At 70.0% G+C, this 18774-nt stretch carries 14 protein-coding genes, 1 tRNA gene and 1 pseudogene; 6 read left to right on the forward strand and 10 right to left on the reverse strand.

Annotated elements, in window-relative coordinates; all coding sequences use genetic code 11:
* The first annotated feature begins 246 nt into the window (after nucleotides 1-246).
* A complete protein-coding gene (locus tag ACWD3H_RS45730) occupies nucleotides 247-1770 on the forward strand; it encodes an ATP-dependent DNA ligase (protein WP_451959505.1) in 1524 nt (507 codons plus the stop codon).
* Nucleotides 1771-1791: 21 nt separating this feature from the next.
* Here the strand turns inward: ACWD3H_RS45730 and ACWD3H_RS45735 are convergent, their stop codons facing one another.
* Entirely contained in the window at nucleotides 1792-2385 is a 594-nt protein-coding gene (locus ACWD3H_RS45735; RefSeq protein WP_451959506.1) for a DUF4870 domain-containing protein, read from the reverse strand.
* 192 nt (nucleotides 2386-2577) lie between these two features.
* Here ACWD3H_RS45735 and ACWD3H_RS45740 point away from each other — a divergent pair, with 192 nt between their 5' ends.
* On the forward strand, nucleotides 2578-2916 hold the full coding sequence (locus tag ACWD3H_RS45740) for a hypothetical protein (protein ID WP_350928959.1): 339 nt from the start codon (nucleotides 2578-2580) through the stop codon (nucleotides 2914-2916).
* On the opposite strand, the gene ACWD3H_RS45745 is transcribed toward ACWD3H_RS45740, so the two are convergent.
* The 6 genes from ACWD3H_RS45745 to ACWD3H_RS45770 all read right to left on the reverse strand — a co-directional run bounded on the left by ACWD3H_RS45745 (nucleotide 2883) and on the right by ACWD3H_RS45770 (nucleotide 10449).
* The gene (locus tag ACWD3H_RS45745) at nucleotides 2883-4064 is read right to left on the reverse strand and encodes a DUF4192 domain-containing protein (protein WP_451959507.1); all 1182 of its coding nucleotides are present in this window, start codon (nucleotides 4062-4064) and stop codon (nucleotides 2883-2885) included. The genes ACWD3H_RS45740 and ACWD3H_RS45745 overlap by 34 nt on opposite strands.
* 155 nt (nucleotides 4065-4219) lie before the next feature.
* Nucleotides 4220-4993: an EI24 domain-containing protein gene (locus ACWD3H_RS45750; protein WP_451959508.1), complete on the reverse strand. Its 774-nt coding sequence runs from the start codon at nucleotides 4991-4993 to the stop codon at nucleotides 4220-4222.
* Nucleotides 4994-5081: 88 nt separating this feature from the next.
* Entirely contained in the window at nucleotides 5082-5675 is a 594-nt protein-coding gene (locus ACWD3H_RS45755) for a Maf family protein (RefSeq protein ID WP_451959509.1), read from the reverse strand.
* 113 nt (nucleotides 5676-5788) lie between these two features.
* Nucleotides 5789-7795 (reverse strand): ATP-dependent zinc metalloprotease FtsH, encoded by a 2007-nt coding sequence (gene ftsH, locus ACWD3H_RS45760; protein WP_451959510.1) that lies wholly within the window; start codon nucleotides 7793-7795, stop codon nucleotides 5789-5791.
* A gap of 231 nt (nucleotides 7796-8026) precedes the next feature.
* A complete protein-coding gene (locus ACWD3H_RS45765; protein WP_451959511.1) occupies nucleotides 8027-9040 on the reverse strand; it encodes a hypothetical protein in 1014 nt (337 codons plus the stop codon).
* A gap of 131 nt (nucleotides 9041-9171) precedes the next feature.
* Nucleotides 9172-10449, reverse strand: a complete 1278-nt coding sequence (locus ACWD3H_RS45770) for an MFS transporter (RefSeq protein ID WP_451959512.1) — start codon at nucleotides 10447-10449, stop codon at nucleotides 9172-9174.
* Nucleotides 10450-10802: 353 nt separating this feature from the next.
* Here ACWD3H_RS45770 and ACWD3H_RS45775 point away from each other — a divergent pair, with 353 nt between their 5' ends.
* Nucleotides 10803-12539: an ABC transporter family substrate-binding protein gene (locus tag ACWD3H_RS45775; protein WP_451959513.1), complete on the forward strand. Its 1737-nt coding sequence runs from the start codon at nucleotides 10803-10805 to the stop codon at nucleotides 12537-12539.
* Nucleotides 12540-12655: 116 nt separating this feature from the next.
* Nucleotides 12656-13048 (forward strand): DUF3224 domain-containing protein, encoded by a 393-nt coding sequence (locus tag ACWD3H_RS45780; protein WP_355566115.1) that lies wholly within the window; start codon nucleotides 12656-12658, stop codon nucleotides 13046-13048.
* Nucleotides 13049-13106: 58 nt separating this feature from the next.
* Here ACWD3H_RS45780 and ACWD3H_RS45785 read toward each other — a convergent pair.
* From ACWD3H_RS45785 to ACWD3H_RS45795, 3 genes are all read right to left on the reverse strand, one after another.
* Nucleotides 13107-13179 (reverse strand) — tRNA-Ala (locus ACWD3H_RS45785).
* Nucleotides 13180-13327: 148 nt separating this feature from the next.
* Nucleotides 13328-14839 carry a YfbK domain-containing protein gene (locus ACWD3H_RS45790; RefSeq protein WP_451959514.1) on the reverse strand — a complete coding sequence of 504 codons (1512 nt, stop codon included), beginning with the start codon at nucleotides 14837-14839 and terminating at the stop codon, nucleotides 13328-13330.
* Nucleotides 14840-14938: 99 nt separating this feature from the next.
* Entirely contained in the window at nucleotides 14939-15091 is a 153-nt protein-coding gene (locus ACWD3H_RS45795) for a hypothetical protein (RefSeq protein ID WP_355566121.1), read from the reverse strand.
* A gap of 65 nt (nucleotides 15092-15156) precedes the next feature.
* On the opposite strand from ACWD3H_RS45795, the gene ACWD3H_RS45800 reads away from it, so the two are divergent.
* Nucleotides 15157-16926: an asparagine synthase-related protein gene (locus ACWD3H_RS45800; protein WP_451959515.1), complete on the forward strand. Its 1770-nt coding sequence runs from the start codon at nucleotides 15157-15159 to the stop codon at nucleotides 16924-16926.
* Between the two features lie 1292 nt (nucleotides 16927-18218).
* Nucleotides 18219-18774, forward strand: a pseudogene (locus tag ACWD3H_RS45805) (hypothetical protein); the annotation flags it as partial.

Raw genomic sequence — 18774 nt, forward strand, 5'->3', positions numbered from 1 at the left:
TGTGGCGCTGGGTGGCACCCCACCTGGCTTTGGTGTTCCACTTTTCCGGCGCCCCGTCACCGAAGTTCTTCGGTGACGGGGCGGCCCGCCCACCCCGCTTTCGCGCATGCTTTCAGGGAGGGCGACCCACGCCGGGGACCTCACCTCCTCGCCATCGTGAACGACAGGGCCCCCACGCTGCGATTCCGGTGAAAAGCAGGCCCCCCTCTCACCGAAATGTCGCTTACAGCTCTTAGGCTGGCCACTGTGTTGTTGATCGACCTCGCGCGCACCTCGGCGGCCGTGGCCGCCGGCTCCGCCCGGCTGGCGAAGACCGCGCATCTCGCGGAGCTGCTCGGCCGGGTCGAGCCGGACGAGGCGGAGATCGCCATCGCCTACCTCTCCGGAGAGCTGCCGCAGCGCAACGTCGGCGTGGGCTGGACGAGCCTGCAGGATCCGCCCGAGCCCCGGCTGGCCGCCACCGCCACCCTGCGCGAGGTCCACGACCTCCTCGACCGCGTCAAGTCCCTGGCCGGTCCCGGCTCGCAGAGCGCACGCAGGACACTCGTCGCCGAGCTGTTCGGCGCCCTCACCCGCCAGGAACAGGTCTTCCTGTCACGCCTGCTCAGGGGCGAACTGCGCCAGGGCGCGCTCGAAGGGGTGATGATCGAGGCCGTGGCGAAGGCCGCCGGGGTGCCGGCCGCCGAGGTCAGGCGGGCGCTGACGCTTCGCGGCTGGCTTCCCGCCGTCGGTGCCGCCGCCCTGGCGGGCGGGGTCGAGGCGCTGCGCGCCTTTCACCTGGAGGTCTGCCGGCCGGTGTCGCCGATGCTGGCCCAGAGCGCCACCTCCGTCGCGACCGCGTTCGGCAAGCTCGGCGGCCCGGTCGCCGTCGAGTGGAAGCTCGACGGGGTCAGGGTCCAGGCACATCGCTCCGGCGACCGGGTGTCCGTCTTCACCCGCGCCCTCGACGACATCACCACCCAGGTGCCCGAGCTGGTCGAGGCGGTGAGCACCCTGCCCTCCAGCGACCTGGTTCTCGACGGCGAGGTCATCGCGCTGCGCCCCGACGGCCGCCCCGAGCCCTTCCAGGTCACCTCCGGCCGCGTGTCCAGCCGCACCGACGTGCCGCGAGCGCGTGAGAAGACCCCCTTGAGCGTCTTCTTCTTCGACGCGCTGCGGGTCGACGGCGCCGACCTGCTCGACCTGCCGGGTGCGGACCGTCACGCGGCCCTGGCCGCGGCCGTGCCCCCGGAGCTGGTGACCCCGCGTCTTGTCACCGGCGACGTCGCGGACGGCGAGGCGTTCTTCAAGGACGCGATCAGGGGCGGTCACGAGGGCGTGGTGGTCAAGTCGCTCCTGACGCCCTACGCCGCCGGGAGGCGCGGAGCCGGCTGGATCAAGGTGAAGCCCCGGCACACGCTCGACCTCGTCGTCCTGGCCGCCGAATGGGGCCATGGCCGCCGCGAGGGCAGGCTCTCCAACCTGCATCTGGGCGCCCGCGACCCGCGTGGCGGGTTCGTCATGCTCGGCAAGACCTTCAAGGGCCTGACCGACGAGCTGCTCGCCTGGCAGACCGACCGCTTCCTCGGCATCGCCGAGGGCCCCACCGACGGCTGGACGGTCACCGTCCGCCCCGAGCTGGTCGTCGAGATCGCCTTCGACGGCGTGCAGCAGTCGAGCCGCTACCCCGGCGGCATGGCTCTGCGCTTCGCCAGGGTCATCCGCTACCGCCCCGACAAGACGGCGGACCAGGCCGACACCGTCGACATGGTCCGCTCCCTCATGCTCTGACGCCTCCCGGCCTTCACCGGGTCACTTCACGAGGCGCAGCGTGAGGGGGTAGCGGAAGTCTCCGTCGCCCATCGCCGCGACGCCACCGATGACGGACAGCACCACGCCGCCGATCCAGAGCAGCGGCGTCAGGACGACGCCGACCACCGTGATCGCCAGCACGATGGTGGCCGCGATCAGCGTCAGCTGGAAGTTGAGAGCCTCCACCGCGTGTGCCCGGATGTAGGACGAGGTCTTGCCCGCGGTGAGCATCATGACCACCGGGCCGAGGACGGGCAGGCCGACCAGCGGGAGCATGTGCGCCGCCGCCGCGCCCAGACGCTCCGCTCCGGTGTCGCCGCCCCGCCTGCCGAGGTGCCCATGGTGGCCGTACGCCGCCTGGGGCGTGACCGGCGGCTGGAACGCGGGCCGGACCGGCTGCGTACCGTACAGCTCGTTCATGATCGGCATGAGGTCGCCGTGCACGCGGGCCGTCATCGCCCGCTCCAGCCTGTCGTCGAACTCGGCTTTGTCGAGCCTTCCCTCCGCATAGGCGGCCTGGACGTGCTCGACCACCCGCTCACGATCCTGGTTGCTGACCCGGAGCTCCGCGTGACCGGGCCCAGGGCCGCTCACCGGCACTCCCCGTGCCACTGACCCACCGATGCCGTTGTGCCTGCCATGAGACCGATACCCTTTCGTCGCCTCTTCGACCTCAATGCTCGTCCAGATTGTCGGCCCCGTATATCAGGATGAACCCCTATAGGCCCCTGAAACCGACCCTTGGCCTTGCACCGCGGATCGAGCAGGAGAGGTATACAAAGAGACATGAGATGGCGAGATCGCTATGGGTTGAGGCGCAAGCGCGGGCCGAAAATCGCCAAGTTCGACCGCGATGCCACCGACGCCGACATCGAGACGCTCATCGCCTTCGCGAAGTCACGCCGGGGCGTGGAGTTCTACGTCGAGCCGGAGACGTTCGCGACCGACACCACGGCGGTGGCCGTCGCCGACGACGGCGAATGGACCCGGCGCCGGGTCGGCTCCCCCGCGGTGATTCGCAAGGTGGCCCGCGACCTGGCCCTGCCCGTCTACGACGTGCAACTGACCGGCTATCCCCCCCGGATGAGGGCCTACAACGAGCGCCAGAAGCGCGCGGAGGGTTGAGCCAGGAACCCGGTGGTCGCATCGTGCGCGGGGCCACCGGGTTCTTCCAGCAACGCGGCCATCGGGAGCAGCCAGGCCATCTTGGGGCTGCCCATCTCCTGGTCCAGCTCCTCGGGGCTGGGCATCCTGTCGTTGAGGGCGTGTGGCGGGACCAGGTGGTGGATCGCGTGCATGAGCAGGTGAGCCATCGAGTAGCCGGGATCGGCCTCAAGCGCCCGGGTGAGGGCGACGCCCGCCAGCGCGGAGTCGCCCCGCCGCCAGGCGACCAGGCCGAGCAGCGAGGCGGCCGGGGGCACGAACCTCGGTTCCAGCCTCCGGGTGAGGTCGTGCCAGAGCTTGAGATGCGCGTCATGCCCGTCGTCGGTGACCAGCGCCCACGCCTCGTCGCGAACCCTGATCACCGCCAGGTCCAGCCCCAGTCTGGCCGCCTGATCGTCGTCGAGCCGGTCGCCCGAGGCGTAGGTGGCGATCGCCTCGCGGACCCTGGTCACCCCCTCCGCGACGAACTCCACCGCGAGCCCGTCGGCGTCACGACATCCGGCGAGCCTGCCGCTCAACTCCTCCATGAGGCGGCCCGTCGCCTCACGCATGGCCACCCGCGCGGTCCCGGTGACCGGGTCGAGTGAGCGCTCCAGTGCCTGCCTGTCCGGCCACGCGACCAGTCCGTGCAGGATCGCCTCGGCCGCGACGACGGTGGCCCGCCGCTCGTACGGCACGCCTTCGACGGGACAGCAGTCGGTCCGTGAGCAGCCGTACGACCAGTAACGGCCGTCCTCCACCCGGAGCGCGTCGACGACGGTGAGGCCGCCCCTGCGGAACAGTGCACCGGCCTCGTCGATGGCCGGGGTCACCAGCGGGCCTGGACCATAGCCGACCATGACGACCTGCGTGACGTCCTCCTTCCGGAAGAGCGGAACGATGTCGCCGAGACCGCCGGACGCCAGGGGCAGGTCCCATCGGACGGTGAGGTGCAGCCTGCTCCTGGGCAGACCACCCGTGAGGCCGATGACGACCAGGCTCTCCGCGGGATGGAACCCCAGCAGGTAGGGGACCGCGCCCAGGACGTCTTCGGTGGAGCCGAGCAGGAGCCGGGGCTGGGAAACCGGCGGGAACAGGGACTCGGGCGAGTCCGGGCTCTCTGTTGTCATGGCCGGAAGCCTCCCGGACCCGCTCCCGTGTCTTTCGGCCCGAACTCCTTTCTGTGGACGGAACGTGCGGCCGTCCACAGCCGGACCGTCCCCCTCACGCGATCGCGGCGCCCGGGGCGAGGCGCGCGACGGCCGGGCGCCTCCTCAGGCGCCTCTCATCCCGTCCTCTCCGCCGACAGGAGGGGCGGGGCCAGCCGGGTGCGGACCATGATGGCCGCACCGGCCACGGCGGGAGGCATCGCGATGATCGCGACGAACGGGACGAGGAAGAGCAGGAAGAGCAGGACCCCGAAGCCGAGCGCGGGGGCCTTGTTCGCGCGAAGCAGGCCGAAGCGGCTCTTGCGCGCCAGTCCCCTGCGCTCCAGGGCCAGTGCGGTCAGCTCGATCGTGAGGAAGAAACCCGAGACCAGGGCGCCCAGGACCGGAACCACCGTCTGCCCGACCACCGGCACGAAGCCGAGGAAGAACAGCGGGATCGTGAACAGCAACAGCCAGCCGAGGGTGACCAGACTGTCCCTGATGGCTCTGGGGATCGACTTCCACAGCGGGAGTTCGTACCCTGTCGGCACCTCCCCGTAGGTCTCCTCCACCTTCTCGGAGAGCTTCTCGTAGAAGGGATCGCCCAGGATGAGGGTGACCGCCGTGAAGGTCACCACGGCCAGGACCAGCCCCGCGCCGAAGAGCACCAGCCCGACCAGCGCGCGCAGCGCGGTCCGCGCCGCCTCACTCCATCCGTCGGCGAACGGCGTGCCCCACGCGGCGATGTCCAGCGCGTTCTTGCCGAGGAAGTAGAGGCCGACCGCGTAGAGGACGAACGCGATCAGCGCCGGGATCAACCCGAACAGCCACCAGCGCGGATATCGCGCGACCCAGCGCAGTCCCTGGAAGAAGAACCCTATGCCGTCCAGAAAGGAGCGGAAATGACCCATGGCGGAAGATTATCGGGATCGGACGTCAACCGGGACTGCTCCTCATAGCCCTTACGGGCGAAAGCGGACACGGGCCGGGTCGTGGACGTCAGGCGCGCTGCCAGAGGCCGGGTACGGAGACGCCGAGGGCCGCGAAGAGGCGGCGCAGCAGGGGCAGGGAGATGCCCAGGACGTTGCCGTGGTCGCCGTCGATGCCGTCGACGAACCAGCCGCCGCGGCCGTCCAGGGTGAAGGCTCCGGCCACGTGGAGAGGCTCGCCGGTGGCGACGTAGGCGGCGATCTCGTCGTCGGTGGCGGTGCCGAAACGCACGACCGTCGCGCCCACCTCCGCCACCTCGCGCCCGTCCGCGGCGTCGATCACGCAGTGGCCGGTGAGCAGACGGCCCTCGCGGCCGCGCATGCCCCGCCAGCGGGCGACCGCCTCCGCCGGAGAGGACGGCTTGCCGTAGGCCCGGCCGTCGAGCTCCAGCACCGAGTCGCAGCCGATGACCAGACCGTCGGTCAGGCCCTTGGCCACCACAGCCGCCTTCGCGCGGGCCAGCGCGAGACAGAGTTCGCTCGGGCTGTCGGCGGTGACGGCCTCCTCGTCCACACCGCTGACGATCACTCCTGGATCGAGTCCGGCGCTGCGGAGCAGGGCGAGGCGGGCAGGGGACGCGGAGGCGAGAACGATCTGGGTCACGCCGATCGAGCCTAGCGCGGCTCCCGCCGTCCCCTCGCCGCGGGCGAAGGCCTCCGCAGGCCGGGCGTCCGGTCAAAGGCCGCGGGCAGCGTGCCCAGGCGGCGGCTCGCGGGTCAGGCGTGGGGCGAGGGCGGGAGCTGCGGGGGCGGTCCCGAAGGGGGAAGTCCAGGGGCGGCGCCCCGCGGAAGGCCCGCGGCGGCGTACGCCTCCGCCTCGCCGAGGGTCTCGTGCTCCAGCAGGGCCGTGACGATGCCGTCCAGGCGCTCACGGTTCTCCTCCAGGACCGCCATGGCGACCTCGTAGCACTCGTCCACGATGCGCCGGACCTCCTGGTCCACCGCGGCGAGGGTGTCGGGGGCGGCGGCGGGCTGGCCGTCGGCGGCGCCGGGCAGCACGCTCAGCGGGCCGATCCTGGCGGACATGCCCCAGCGGCCGACCATGCCGCGGGCGATCACGGTGACCTGCTCCAGGTCGTTCTCCGAGCCGGTGGTGATCACCCCGTAGACGACCTGCTCCGCCGCCATGCCGCCGAGGGCACCGACGATCCGGTCGCGCAGGTATTTCTCGTCGTAGGCGTACTTGTCGGTGTCGGGCGTGGAGAGCGTGACACCGAGCGCCCGCCCACGCGGGATGATCGACACCTTCCTGACCGGGTCGGCGCCGGGCTGGAGCATACCGAGGAGCGCGTGGCCGGCCTCGTGGTAGGCGGTGCGTCTGCGCTCCTCCTGCGGGATCACGACGGCGCGGGCCGCACCGAGCAGGATCTTCTCCAGCGCGTCGGCGAAGTCGGGGGCGCGCACCCTGTCGTGGCCGCGCTTGGCGGCGAGCAGCGCCGCCTCGTTGACCAGGTTGGCCAGGTCGGCACCGGTCATGCCGGGGGTGGTCCTGGCCAGCCGCTCCAGGTCCACGTCGTCGGCGAGCGGCACACCCCTGCTGTGGACCCGGAGGATCGCCAGCCGCCCCTCGACATCCGGCACCGACACCACGACGGTACGGTCGAACCGGCCAGGACGGAGCAGCGCCGGGTCGAGGACCTCCGCCCGGTTGGAGGCGGCGATCACGATGACGCCCTCGGAACCGGTGAAGCCGTCCATCTCGGTGAGGATCTGGTTGAGAGTCTGCTCGCGCTCGTCGTGGCCACCGATGGTGCTGCCGCCACGGACCCTGCCGATCGCGTCGATCTCGTCGATGAAGATGATCGACGGTGCGACCTTGCGAGCCTCGTCGAACAGCTCGCGTACCCGCGAGGCGCCGACCCCCACGATCATCTCGATGAACTCCGAGGCGCTCGCCGAGAAGAAGGGCACGTCCGCCTCGCCCGCCACGGCGCGGGCGAGGAGTGTCTTGCCGGTGCCCGGCGGCCCGGTGAGCAGCACCCCCTTGGGCAGCTTCGCCCCCAGCCTCCGGTACTTGTCGGGGTCCTTGAGGTAGTCGACCACCTCGGCCACCTCGTTCTCGACCTCGTCGATGCCCGCGACGTCGTCGAAGTCGACCCGGACCTTGGCCGGTTCCACCGGCTTGGCCGCCTTCGACCTGCCGAGGCCACCGAGCCCGCCGAGACCGCCCAGCCCTTCGCCCATCGCGGACGCCGAGCGCCGTATGAACCAGACCCACAGGCCCGCCAGCAGCAGGACCGGCAGCAGGGAGAGCAGCAGGTTGGACAGGAAACTCCGGCCGCCGACGGGCTCGGCCTTGATGTTCACGCCCGTCGCGGTGAGCTGCCGGTAGAGGGCGGCCTGGTCGGCGAAGACCGGTATCTCGGTGGAGAACTTGTCGTACTCGGCGTTGCCGCTGTCGGGGTCGCGGGCGGGCTTTTTGAGGGTGCCCTGGATCGAGGTACCCGTGGCGTAGATGTCCTTGACGTTCCCCGCCCGCACCTGACCGGTGAACTGGGTGTAGGAGATCGGCTCGGTGACCTCGCCGAAGAACGAGGAGACGACGAAGAAGCCCGCGTAGACGATGAGCATGGTCACCAGGAAACGCACCCAGTTGATCCTCGGGCGCTGCGGGGCGGGCGGCCCGTCGGGCAGGCCCTCGGACCGCCAGGGCTTGGATTTGCGCTGCTTGTCGGCCGTGTCCTGGTCAGACCCCTTGCGTTCCTGAGACGCCGGTCGCTTCAAGACTTCCCCCTCGACGGCTGGGGGAGCCTGCCTGGACGGATGCCCAGGACACCCGGCTCAGTCCGGGCTCTCGAACCGAGGCCGTCCTTCGCCTGCGCCCCGAACCCGGAACCTCGCGCCCGGCGAGCGGGCGGGAGGTCGTCGCGCGGATGGCGATGGAGCGGCCTGCCGTGAAATTCCCCCGAGTTTCACCAGATCACATAGATATGGCGATTCCTGCCCAGATGGGGCTTACTTCAATCTGAGGGAGGAGACCGCGGTGTTGATATCGCGCCAGCGCTTGCTCTGGGTGTCGGGGATCGTCACGAAGAGCATCGCGGGCTTGGCTCCGGGAGCATCGACCACGGCGAGGGCGGCCATGGAGGAGCGCGTCTTGCTCTTGATCTTGTACTTCACCCGGTAGGCGAGCAGCCAGCCGTCCTTGATCGGCTGCGAGGCGACCCAGGCGATCCTGCTGCCCTTGGGGTGGTGGTTGAGTGTCCACCGGGCCGCCAGCAGCGCGGTGTCCTTCGCCTTCCGCTGCACCAGGATCGGCACCGGACAGCTCACGAGCATCGCCCGGTGAGCGATCCCCTTCACCTTCGGCAGCACCTGCTTGGTGGAGAACGGCGACGCGCCGAAGACCTTCCAGGGCTTGCCGAAACGGATCAGCGACACCCCCGACCTGTCGTCCTCGATGCGGCGCTTGCTCTTGTACGCCTTGCCGGGGAGCCGGCCGAGCCGCTTGTCACGCGGCAGTTCGGGCACCCGGGGGTCGGCGAGGGCCGCGATGACGGCGCTGCGGTCGGGGGCCGGCTCCCAGCCCTCGGGCGAGGGGGACGGAGAGGCCGTCTCGGCAGGACTCTCCGACGGGGACGCCTGCTCCGACGCCGAGGCGGACGCCGGGGCTGACACCGGGGTCGACGGCTCCGGCGAGCCTGGACCGGGCGAGGGTGGCGCGGCAGATGGCGCGGCGATCTGCCCCGTCTTTCCCCCGCCCGGTTGATCTGAGGAGCCCGAGGAGACGAAACCGACCACGGCCGCGACGGCGGCCAGGACCAGCGCGACGCCCACGGCCAGGATGCGGTAGATCACTCGCATCGGCAGGTCGCCGATACGGGACCGCTTCACCGGTGAGTCCGATGGTTTCGGGGGGCTCTCCACCACGATTTTCGGCAACTCCGACGTCTCCGCCTCGGCGGTCACATATGTCGGCGCGGGACCCGTCTCCCGGGTCCCCTGAGTCCCACCCAACCCATCGAGCACGATCGGGAGCGTACGACAAATCCGGTTTTCCCGTGCGGGATCCCCATCACACTTCGGGAACGAGTACCTTCCACACCTGTCCACCCGGCGGCCGTGGCCTGGCTGCCCGTCCCTTCCGGACAGGGAGGTGGTCAGACCTTCAAGGATGCCTGCTTCCTGGTGATGACCACCGACATGAGCGCGGCGGCGAAGCAGAGCGACCCCGCGGCGTACCAGGCGAGATCGTAGGCGCCGAAGTGGTCACGGGTGACTCCCGCGGCGACCGCGGCGACCGCCGCGCCGATCTGGTGGGAGGCGAAGACCCAGCCGAACACCACAGCCCCGTCGGGACCGTAGATCTGGCGGCACAGGGCGACGGTCGGCGGGACCGTGGCCACCCAGTCGAGGCCGTAGAAGATGATGAAGACCAGCATGCTGGGCTCGGCGGTGGCCCCGAACAGGCTTGGCAGGGCCATCAACGACAGGCCCCGCAGCCCGTAGTAGGCGCCGAGGAGGACGCGCGAGTCGATCTTGTCGCTCAGCCACCCGGACGCCACGGTGCCGACCACGTCGAAGATCCCGACCAGCGCGAGCAGCCCGGCGGCGACCGGCTCGGCCATGCCGTGGTCGTGGGCGGCGGGGATGAAATGGGTGCCCACCAGGCCGTTGGTGCTCATCCCGCAGATCGCGAACCCCCCTGCGAGCAGCCAGAAGGGGCGCGTACGCGCGGCGCTCCACAGCACGCCGAGGGCCCGCGAGGCGGCGCCACCGGTCCGCGCGGGCCGCACCGCCGGGGGTGCGGCGGGGCCGGCGCCCAGAGCCGTGGTGCCCACGTCCTCAGGCCGGTCACGCAGCAGGAACCAGACCAGGGGGACCACGGCCAGAGCCGCGACGGCGACCGTGATGGCGACCGACCGCCAGCCACTGTCGGCCGCCAGGTGCGCGAGGACGGGCAGGAAGACGAGTTGCCCGGTGGCGCCGCCCGCGGTGAGCACACCGGTGACGAGGCCGCGGTGGCGGACGAACCAGCGCTCGGTGAGGGTCGCGGCGAAGACCAGGGCCATCGAGCCGGTGCCGAGGCCGACCAGGACACCCCAGCACAGGACGAGCTGCCAGGGGGCGTTCATCAGGATGGTCAACCCGCTGCCCGCGGCGACCAGCAGCAGGGCGTACGTCACGACTCTGCGCATTCCGAAACGGTCCATGAGCGCTGCCGCGAAGGGCGCGGTCAGCCCGTAGAGCATGAGGTTGACCGAGACGGCCAGCGAGATCGTGCCCCGGGACCAGCCGAACTCCTCCTGGAGCGGTGTGATCAGCACGCCGGGCGTCGCCCGGAACCCGGCCGCGCCGAGGATGGCCACGAACGCGACTCCCGCCACGATCCAGGCGCGGTGCAGCTTACGTTCGGGCGCCCGAAGAGTCGTTGTCATGCGCCCCATAATCGGGGGGGCGAAACGCTCCGCGCGAGTGGCCCGAGTGCCAATATCCACAAGGATCGGGCCATGTTTGCTCCGGTGGTACCGCCGCTTTTCCCGGTGCGGATGCCCTTCCCGTACGCGGGCACGCCGGGAGCCCGGTAATGGCCATCTCACATACTGGGAGAATTCGCTCAAAGGTTGCGTTTTTTCTATTCTCGTCAACTGGGGGTCTCGCATCCGGCATGGTCACGGGGAGACGCGAGGCCGGTCTCCGGTCCCGCGCGGCCGTGCGGGAGCGACGGCACTCGCGCTCCGCGGGGCCGTTACGGGACCGGCCGGAGAACGGGCGATCAGAGGAGTGTGCCGTGTTCCACACACGAAGGCCGGCGGGGATCCTGGCACTGCTGGCATGCGGCTCGCTCCTGCTCAGCGCCTGCGCGAGCACCGATCCGACGGACGACCCGACGGCGTCGGGCTCGGAGTCGATCCAACCGGCAGAGACCATCACCTACGCGTACGAGCAGGAGTTCCACTCCTACAACAACAACACCACCGCCGAGAACGCCACGCGCAACGCGGCGCCCCTGCAGCGGGTGCTCACGGGTTTCTGGTTCTACGGTGACAAGGGCGCGATCGTCCCCGACAAGGACTTCGGAACCTACGAGAAGATCTCCGACGACCCGCTGAGCGTCAAGTACACGATCAACGCCAAGGCGGTCTGGTCCGACGGCACCCCGATCGACTGCGACGACGTCATGCTGTGGTGGGCCTTCCGGTCCGGCAAGGTCAAGGGCTTCGCCTCAGCCGACACCAACGGCGTCCAGGACACCGAGGTCCCCGACTGCGAGAAGGGCGGCAAGGAGTTCACCCTGGTCTACGACAAGCCGTTCGCGGACTGGGTGGCCGGCGGCCCCGGCGCGACCGAGATGCTGCCCGCCCACGTGGTCGCCGAGCAGGACGGCCTGTCCGAGGAGGACTTCATCGCGGCGGTCAAGAACACCGACTCGAAGAAGCTCGCCGAGGGCATCAAGTTCTTCAACGACGGCTGGGTCTCCGAGGGCAGGCTGCCCGAGACCAGGCTGATCCCCTCCTCGGGACCGTACAAGCTCTCCAAGCTGGACGCCGGGCAGCGGCTGACCTTCATCGCCAACGACAGGTGGTGGGGCACCCCCGCCGCGACTCCGACGATCGTCGAGCGTTTCATCACCCTCGACGAGCAGGCGCAGGCACTGCAGAACCGCGAGGTCCAGATCGTCGAGCCGCAGCCGGGACCCGAGGTGCTCAAGCAGTTGCAGTCCCTGCGGGGGGTGAAGGTCAGTGCCTCCGACAAGTACACCTACGAGCACCTGGACTTCAACTTCCACTCCAGCCCGTTCCGCGACAGAAGGCTGCGCGAGGCGTTCGCCAGATGCGTGCCCAGGCAGCTCATCGTCGACCATCTGATCAAGCCCGTCGCACCCGCGGCCAGGCCCCTGCAGGTTCGCACCGTGGCTCCGTTCCAGGCCAACAGCGCCGCGGTCGTGGCCGCCAGCGGCAGCGCCGACGTGTACACGCGACAGGACATCGCGGGTGCCAGGGAACTGCTGCGGAAAGCCGGCCAGACGGGGCTGGAGGTCAGCATCGGCTACCAGACCCCGAACCCGCGCCGCACCGCGGCGGTGCAGCTCATCATCGACTCCTGTAACAAGGCCGGATTCAAGGTCGTCGACAAGGGCTCCGAGGATTTCCTGGGCACCGTGATGCCGACCAACGGCTACGACGTGGCGCTGTTCGCCTGGTCGGGTTCGGCCCTGGTCAGTGGCTGGGCCTCCAGCTTCACCTCGCCGCAGAAGTGCGACGCCCACAGCAAGGGCAACAACAACGGCTGCTACTCCAGCAGGCGGGTCGACCTCCTCATCAAGGAGTTGAACTCGACCGTTGACCTGGCCGCCCAGGACCCGATCATCGGTGAGATAGAGAAGCGGCTCTGGAGTGACCTGGCCACCATCCCGCTGTTCCAGCATCCGGGCCTCAGCGCGTGGGACGAGACGCTCCAGAACGTCGTCCCGAACCCCGCGCAGTCGACCATCACCTGGAACATGGATAAATGGCGCCTTTCCTAGAGCGCCCCCTTCTCGCCGCCGCGGTCACGGACGGAGAGCCCCGTATCTGACATTAGATGACAGGTATAGGCGCCAGGATGAGCACAAGAGCTGAGACCTTCCAAGGGAGCCCACATATGCCTCGTGCCACCGGAACCTTCACCATCGACAGCTGGGATCCGCACCCCTACGACGAGGCCGAAGGTGCCACGCTCTCCCGCGTCCACATCACCAAGACCTTCGACGGCGACCTGGTCGGCACCAGCACCACGGACATCATCACCGCGGTCGCCCCGGTCGAGACGTCGGCGGCCTACGCGGGCTTCGAACGCTTCACCGGCACCGCGCACGGCCGCAAGGGCACCTTCGTACTCCACCACACGGCCGCGGCACACGCCGGGGAGTCGGAGCTGAGCTGGACGATCCTTCCCGACTCGGGCACCGGGGAACTGCTGGGCATCCGGGGCGGGGGGCAGATCGTCAACGACGACGGCGCCCACTCCTTCCACCTCGACTACGAGCTCGACTGAGAGCGATTCGTCCAGGAGAACACCGAAGGGCGGCCATCTGGCCGCCCTTCGTGAGGAGTGGAGCTATGGGGATTCGAACCCCAGACCTCCTCCATGCCATGGAGGCGCGCTACCAACTGCGCCATAGCCCCTCGGTGTCAACCGATGTCGCCGGGCCCTGCCCGGCGTCCACGCCAGTGTATAGGAAATCACTCCACACCCTGTAACCGCCGAGGCGGGCCGCCACGGGGGCCGGCTCGCCTCGGGGCCGCAGGTCGCGTGCGGGCCGCGGACGGGTGCCTACCTTAGCGACATGGCCTTCTCGATCAGCGTGGCGAGCTCGGTCACCGCGGGGTCCTCGGTGGACGCGGCCAGCCGGGTGGCATGGGCGGCGAGATCCCCGGGGTCCGCTCCGGCGATCCCCTCCCCAGTGCGGAGATACTCGGCGAAGCCCACGGCAACCACGTCGACCTGGAACCTCGGCGCTGACTCCCGCCACGGCGAGGCCGCCAGGTCACCGACCGCGAGGGCGTGAGTGGCCTCGGCGGGATCGCGGGTGTCGGGGTCCTGCCAGCGTACGGTGGCGGTGGCCAGCTGACCCGACGCCCCGCCGCGCAGCCGCACCTCGTACAGGGCGGTCACCGAGTGACCGGGGCCGATCTCGCCGCCGTCCTTGGCGTCGTCACGAAAGTCCTCGGTCGCGAGTCGCCGGTTCTCGTAGCCGATCAGACGATACGACTCCACGGCCGAGGGGTTGAACACGACCTGTGCCTTGGCGTCGCGGGCGCGCAGGTCGAGGTTGGTGGCGAGCTGCTCGACGAAGACCTTGCGCGCGTCGTCGACGGAGCTGACGTAGACCGCGGCACCGTCCCCGTTGTCGGCGAGCTGCTCCATCAGCTGGTCACCGTAGTCGCGGCCGACACCGACGCACAGCAGGGTTATCCTCTTGCCTGCGGCCTCCTCGACCCGGGCGAGGATGCCCTGCCAGGTGGTGTCACCGACGTTGGCCAGTCCGTCGGAGAGCAGGATGACCCGGTTGACCGCCACCGCCCTGAAGCTCGTCGCGGCCTCCGCGTAGCCACTGGTCAGCCCTTCCTCCAGGTTCGTCGACTGTCCTATGGCGAGGCGCTCGACGGCGGCATGGAGCCGGTCCCTGTCGGTTGCCGGGGTCATGGACAGGACGACGTCCGCCCGGTCGCTGAAGGCCACGATGGAGACCTGGTCACCGGGCCCGAGCTGGTCGACGAGCTTGTGCAGGGCCTCCCTGACCAGGTCGATCCTGCCGGACTCGCTCATGGAACCGGACACGTCCACCACGAAGGTGAGGTTCGCCGGGCGCCGGGCCTCCGCATCCGCCCTGCGGGTCTGCAGGCCGACACGGAGCAGCGCGGCGCCGTTCCCCGGCGTACGGGCACCGTCCATGTGCACGGTGAAGCCGTCGTCGTCCGGCTCCCGGTAGTCCTGCGCGAAGGCGTTGACGAACTCCTCGGGCCGGACCTGACCAGGCTCCGGCAACCTGCCCTCCTGGATGGTCCGCCTGCTGTAGCCGTACGAGGCGGTGTCCACGTCGAGGGCGAAGGTGGAGATCTGCTCGGCGGCGGTGTCACGTTGCCTGGCGGCGTCGGCCTCGGAGTCCTCGACCCCGGAGGTGGCCAGGCCACCGGTTTCCGCGAGGGAGGGGCGCGGGACCTGCTTGCCGGATTCGGGCATCGGCTGGCTGGCGGTTCCCTTCCCGTCCGACGCCCCTCCGCAGGCGGCGGCGGACAGCAGGACGATCACGGCGAGGGCAGCGGCGAGCGGGCGTGACTTCATGTCGCCTCCTAGGGATGCGTGTCACCCCCTACGACGGCTCCTTCCAGCCTCCCGCCGGGAGCTTGACCCAAGCGAGCGCAAACCGTGTTCGGCACGTGATCAGGGTTTCCAGGCCGGATCCCGCCCGCTGAGCCCGAGCAGGGCCCGCACGTCGAAGTCCTCGCAGGGGGTGGGCGGCCCCAGCCGGTCGTCACGGACGCCGCGGGCCACGGTCGCCGTACCGGTGACGGCGTGTGACAGCATCTCGTTCATCTCGGCCATGCTGTCCGGCCGGACTCCCAGCCGTCCCGAAAAAACGCGACATAGGATCCTTCGTCATGCGCGTGTACCTCGGCCTCGCGGCCAAAGATCCGGAAGCCGGAATACCGGAGGCGATGCTGCACCGTGTCAGGAGCGTGATCGACAGCGCGTTCCCCGTGCCGTCGGAGGTCATCAGGTCGCGCGAGTGGCACCGCCCCGGCATCACCATGTTCGCCTGGACCAACGAGCCCGACGACTCGCGGCAGCCCCCGCCGCTGATGACCGAGCACGACCGGGTGACCGGGGTGAACGGTTACCTGGCCGCACCGGACGACGTGAACCGGCTGGCGGGCATGATCACGCTGGACAGCGAGGCGGTCGGCGGGTGCTTCTCGGTGTTCCGGGCCACTGGGGGCGAGCTGTCGGCCGCCACCGCGATCCACCGGGTCTGCCCGGTCTACTACGCCGAGACGCCCGACGTGCACGTGATCGGCAGCCGGGCCCTCCTGGTCCATCTCGCCTGCGGCGAGCGCGTCGACTGGGACGTGCTCGCGCTGCAGTCGATGGTCCGGCAGGGATACTTCCTGTCCGACGAGACGCCCTACCTCGGGGTGAGCGCGCTGCCGCCGTCCTCGTCGGTGACCGTCAGGGGCGGCACCCGTACGATCACCACGACCCCGCTCCCGACGGCCGTGCCGGCACCGGAGTCGCGCAGGCGGAAGAAGGAGCTCGTCGGGGAGCTGGCCGAGGCGCTGCTGGCCACCGTGGAGCCGCTGCGCGCGGCGGGGGAACCGGTGAACCTCGCGCTCACCGGTGGCAGGGACAGCCGCCTGATCGCCGCGGTGCTGCACGCGGCCGGCATCCCGCTGCGCGCGACCACCAACGGCCTGGACACCCACCCCGACGTGATCCTCGCCGGGCGCGTCGCCCAGGCGCTCCACGTCGAGCACACCGTCATCCCCCCGGCCCGCGCCGAGAAGAAGGACGCGATCGTCGTCGAGCACCCGCTCGCGCGGGCCTACGAGACGCTGCGCGCCTGCGAGGGCATGACATCGGCGTACGAGTCGGTCGTCGGTTACCTCCCCTACAGCGCCAAGCCGACCATGTCCGGGCAGAGCGGCGAGATCCTGCGGGCCGGCGGCCTGCTGCTGCTCCAGACCGACCTGGGGGAGAAAGCGCTGCGCCGCCGGGTGGACGTGACCTTCCTGCGAGATCCGGCGCTGTTCAGCGAGACGGCCAACGAGCACGCCCGCGAGCTGGCCGGGCCGTGGCGAGAGCGGGCTCCGCTGGAGGCGCTCGACCACATGTACATCTCCTACAAGGTCGGCCGCTGGCACGCGGGGGCGCGGGCGGGCTCGCTGCGCCGGGGCGACCAGATCTGGCCCTTCCTCGACAACCGGGTGGTCCGCGCCGCGCTGGGTCTCGACCAGACCTGGCGGCTGTCGGAGGAGGTCATCTACGAACTCCTCGGCGTCCTGGCCCCGTCGCTCAGGGACATCCCGATCGAGGGCAAGCCGTGGCGGTTCACCGCCGGGAAGCGGTACTACCCCTGGCAGCGCAGGCCGCAGGTGCTGACCGCGCCGAAAACCGGCGGCGGTGGCTGGAACTGGCGGACCAGCCCCGGTACGGAGCTGACCGGCCTGATACGCGACCATGTCCTGGGTCGCCTCGACCTGCTGACACCCATCGTCAACCCCGACGAGGTTCGTGCGCTGTTCGCCGAACCCGTCCTCAAGAAGCCCAACCAGGCCTGGCATCTCTACACAGTGGCCACCATGCTGGGTGGAGACTATCCCGGCAAGGAACCCGAGGGCCTGCCCAGGATCCACATCCCCATCCCGTCCTGACCCACCCCACGACCGAAGCCGGGGGGACCAGGCTCCGTTTCCCGATTCGTTCTCGAGCTCCGCGCCCCGCCTGCCCGGTGCCGGACAACGGTACCGGGCAGGCTTCCCGCCGCACCACCGGTCGCCTACAGGACCGGTCGGGGTGGTGGGTGGCCAGCCGGTGGTACCCGTCCGGGGAAAGCAGGAAACGCTGCCACGGCAACGCGGCGGCCCGCTGGTCGCCCGCCCGCGCGAATCCGCCTTCCGCCCCTTCCGGGTGATCACGAAAACTTCGCCCCGTTCGAACCGGGAACCTCCCGGCCGCGCACATCACGCAACGTAACACGTACGGCGTACGAAGATCGTGTTCGACAAGCACTTCCCGGCGGTGGAGCGCGCTCCACCGGCGGGCGTTTTCAACGGTGACGATGACGGCTCCGACCTCGGCCCACAGCCGGTACCGGGCGGCGTCGAGACCTACGTTCAATCACCGCCCAGTCTGCCCATTATCCGACTTGAGTGAATATAATTCACTTATCCAATTAATTGCCACAACAAGGATGTTGGGCTTTTGTGTGGCGATTCAAATTTACGGAAAGCAAAGAAACGCGCGCCCCTCATCAAGCTTCCACACCTGATTCGATCGACACTTCTCCCGCCACCTCCCGAGCGTTCAAAGAATGGCCGCACAGTGTTTTCGCTGAATGCAACGGGAGAGACAACGCACGTGTCTATTTTCATGAAACGGACCCTTGCGGGCGGCGCGCTCGCCGGGGCCGTCCTTCTTCTGCACTCCCCTGTCCCAGTTTCAGCCGATTCGCAACTTTCGACTTCGGCGCAGGCTCGTCCCGAGAGAATCGAATCCGCCAAGGGAACGCAGGTTGACCCCTGCATTCTGGCGATTTCCACTATTTGCACGAGCTTCATCTCCGTCCCCGGAACAGTTAACGCCCGCGACCTCTCCAGCACCAAGGCAATCATCCAGGGCGCATTGCAGCCGCAGCCGACCTCGGACAGTTCGGCTTATATCCCGCTGTGCAGGTGGCTGGGCCTGCCAATCTTCCTGTGCCGGATTCCCGACGGAGTCCAGGGTCCTGCTGGTCCCGCAGGGCCCAGAGGCCCGGTGGGGCCACGAGGGCCCGCTGGCGCAACCGGACCTGAGGGTCCCGCAGGACCGGAAGGACCCACAGGACCGGCAGGACCCGCAGGCGCCGACGGCGCAACCGGGCCCGAAGGACCCGAGGGACCCGCAGGACCCGCAGGCGCTGACGGCGCAATCGGACCCGAGGGACCCGCAGGACCCGCAGGCGCCGATGGCGCACCCGGACCGGAAGGACCCGCAGGACCCGCAGGCGCTGACGGCGCAATCGGACCCGAGGGACCCGCAGGACCCGCAGGACCCGCAGGACCGGCAGGCGCTGACGGCGCAATCGGACCGGAAGGACCCGCAGGACCCGCAGGCGCCGATGGCGCACCCGGACCCGCAGGACCCGCAGGACCCGCAGGCGCCGATGGCGCACCCGGACCCGCAGGACCCGCAGGACCCGCAGGCGCCGATGGCGCACCCGGACCCGAGGGACCCGCAGGACCCGCAGGCGCCGATGGTGCAATCGGACCCGAGGGACCCGCAGGACCCGCAGGCGCTGACGGCGCGCCCGGACCCGAGGGACCCGCAGGCGCCGATGGCGCACCCGGACCGGAAGGACCCGCAGGACCCGCAGGCGCCGATGGCGCAATCGGACCCGAGGGACCCGCAGGACCCGCAGGACCGGCAGGCGCTGACGGCGCACCCGGACCGGAAGGACCCGCAGGACCCGCAGGCGCTGACGGCGCAATCGGACCCGAGGGACCCGCAGGACCCGCAGGACC

Source organism: Streptosporangium sp. NPDC002607, assembly GCF_053592655.1.

Coding starts and splice junctions, on each gene's coding strand:
- ACWD3H_RS45800 (WP_451959515.1), top strand. CDS start 15,157: ATGCGCGTGTACCTCGGCCTCGCGGCCAAAGATCCGGAAGCCGGAATA.
- ACWD3H_RS45770 (WP_451959512.1), bottom strand. CDS start 10,449: ATGACAACGACTCTTCGGGCGCCCGAACGTAAGCTGCACCGCGCCTGG.
- ACWD3H_RS45780 (WP_355566115.1), top strand. CDS start 12,656: ATGCCTCGTGCCACCGGAACCTTCACCATCGACAGCTGGGATCCGCAC.
- ACWD3H_RS45750 (WP_451959508.1), bottom strand. CDS start 4,993: ATGGGTCATTTCCGCTCCTTTCTGGACGGCATAGGGTTCTTCTTCCAG.
- ACWD3H_RS45790 (WP_451959514.1), bottom strand. CDS start 14,839: ATGAAGTCACGCCCGCTCGCCGCTGCCCTCGCCGTGATCGTCCTGCTG.
- ACWD3H_RS45795 (WP_355566121.1), bottom strand. CDS start 15,091: ATGAACGAGATGCTGTCACACGCCGTCACCGGTACGGCGACCGTGGCC.
- ACWD3H_RS45745 (WP_451959507.1), bottom strand. CDS start 4,064: ATGACAACAGAGAGCCCGGACTCGCCCGAGTCCCTGTTCCCGCCGGTT.
- ACWD3H_RS45740 (WP_350928959.1), top strand. CDS start 2,578: ATGAGATGGCGAGATCGCTATGGGTTGAGGCGCAAGCGCGGGCCGAAA.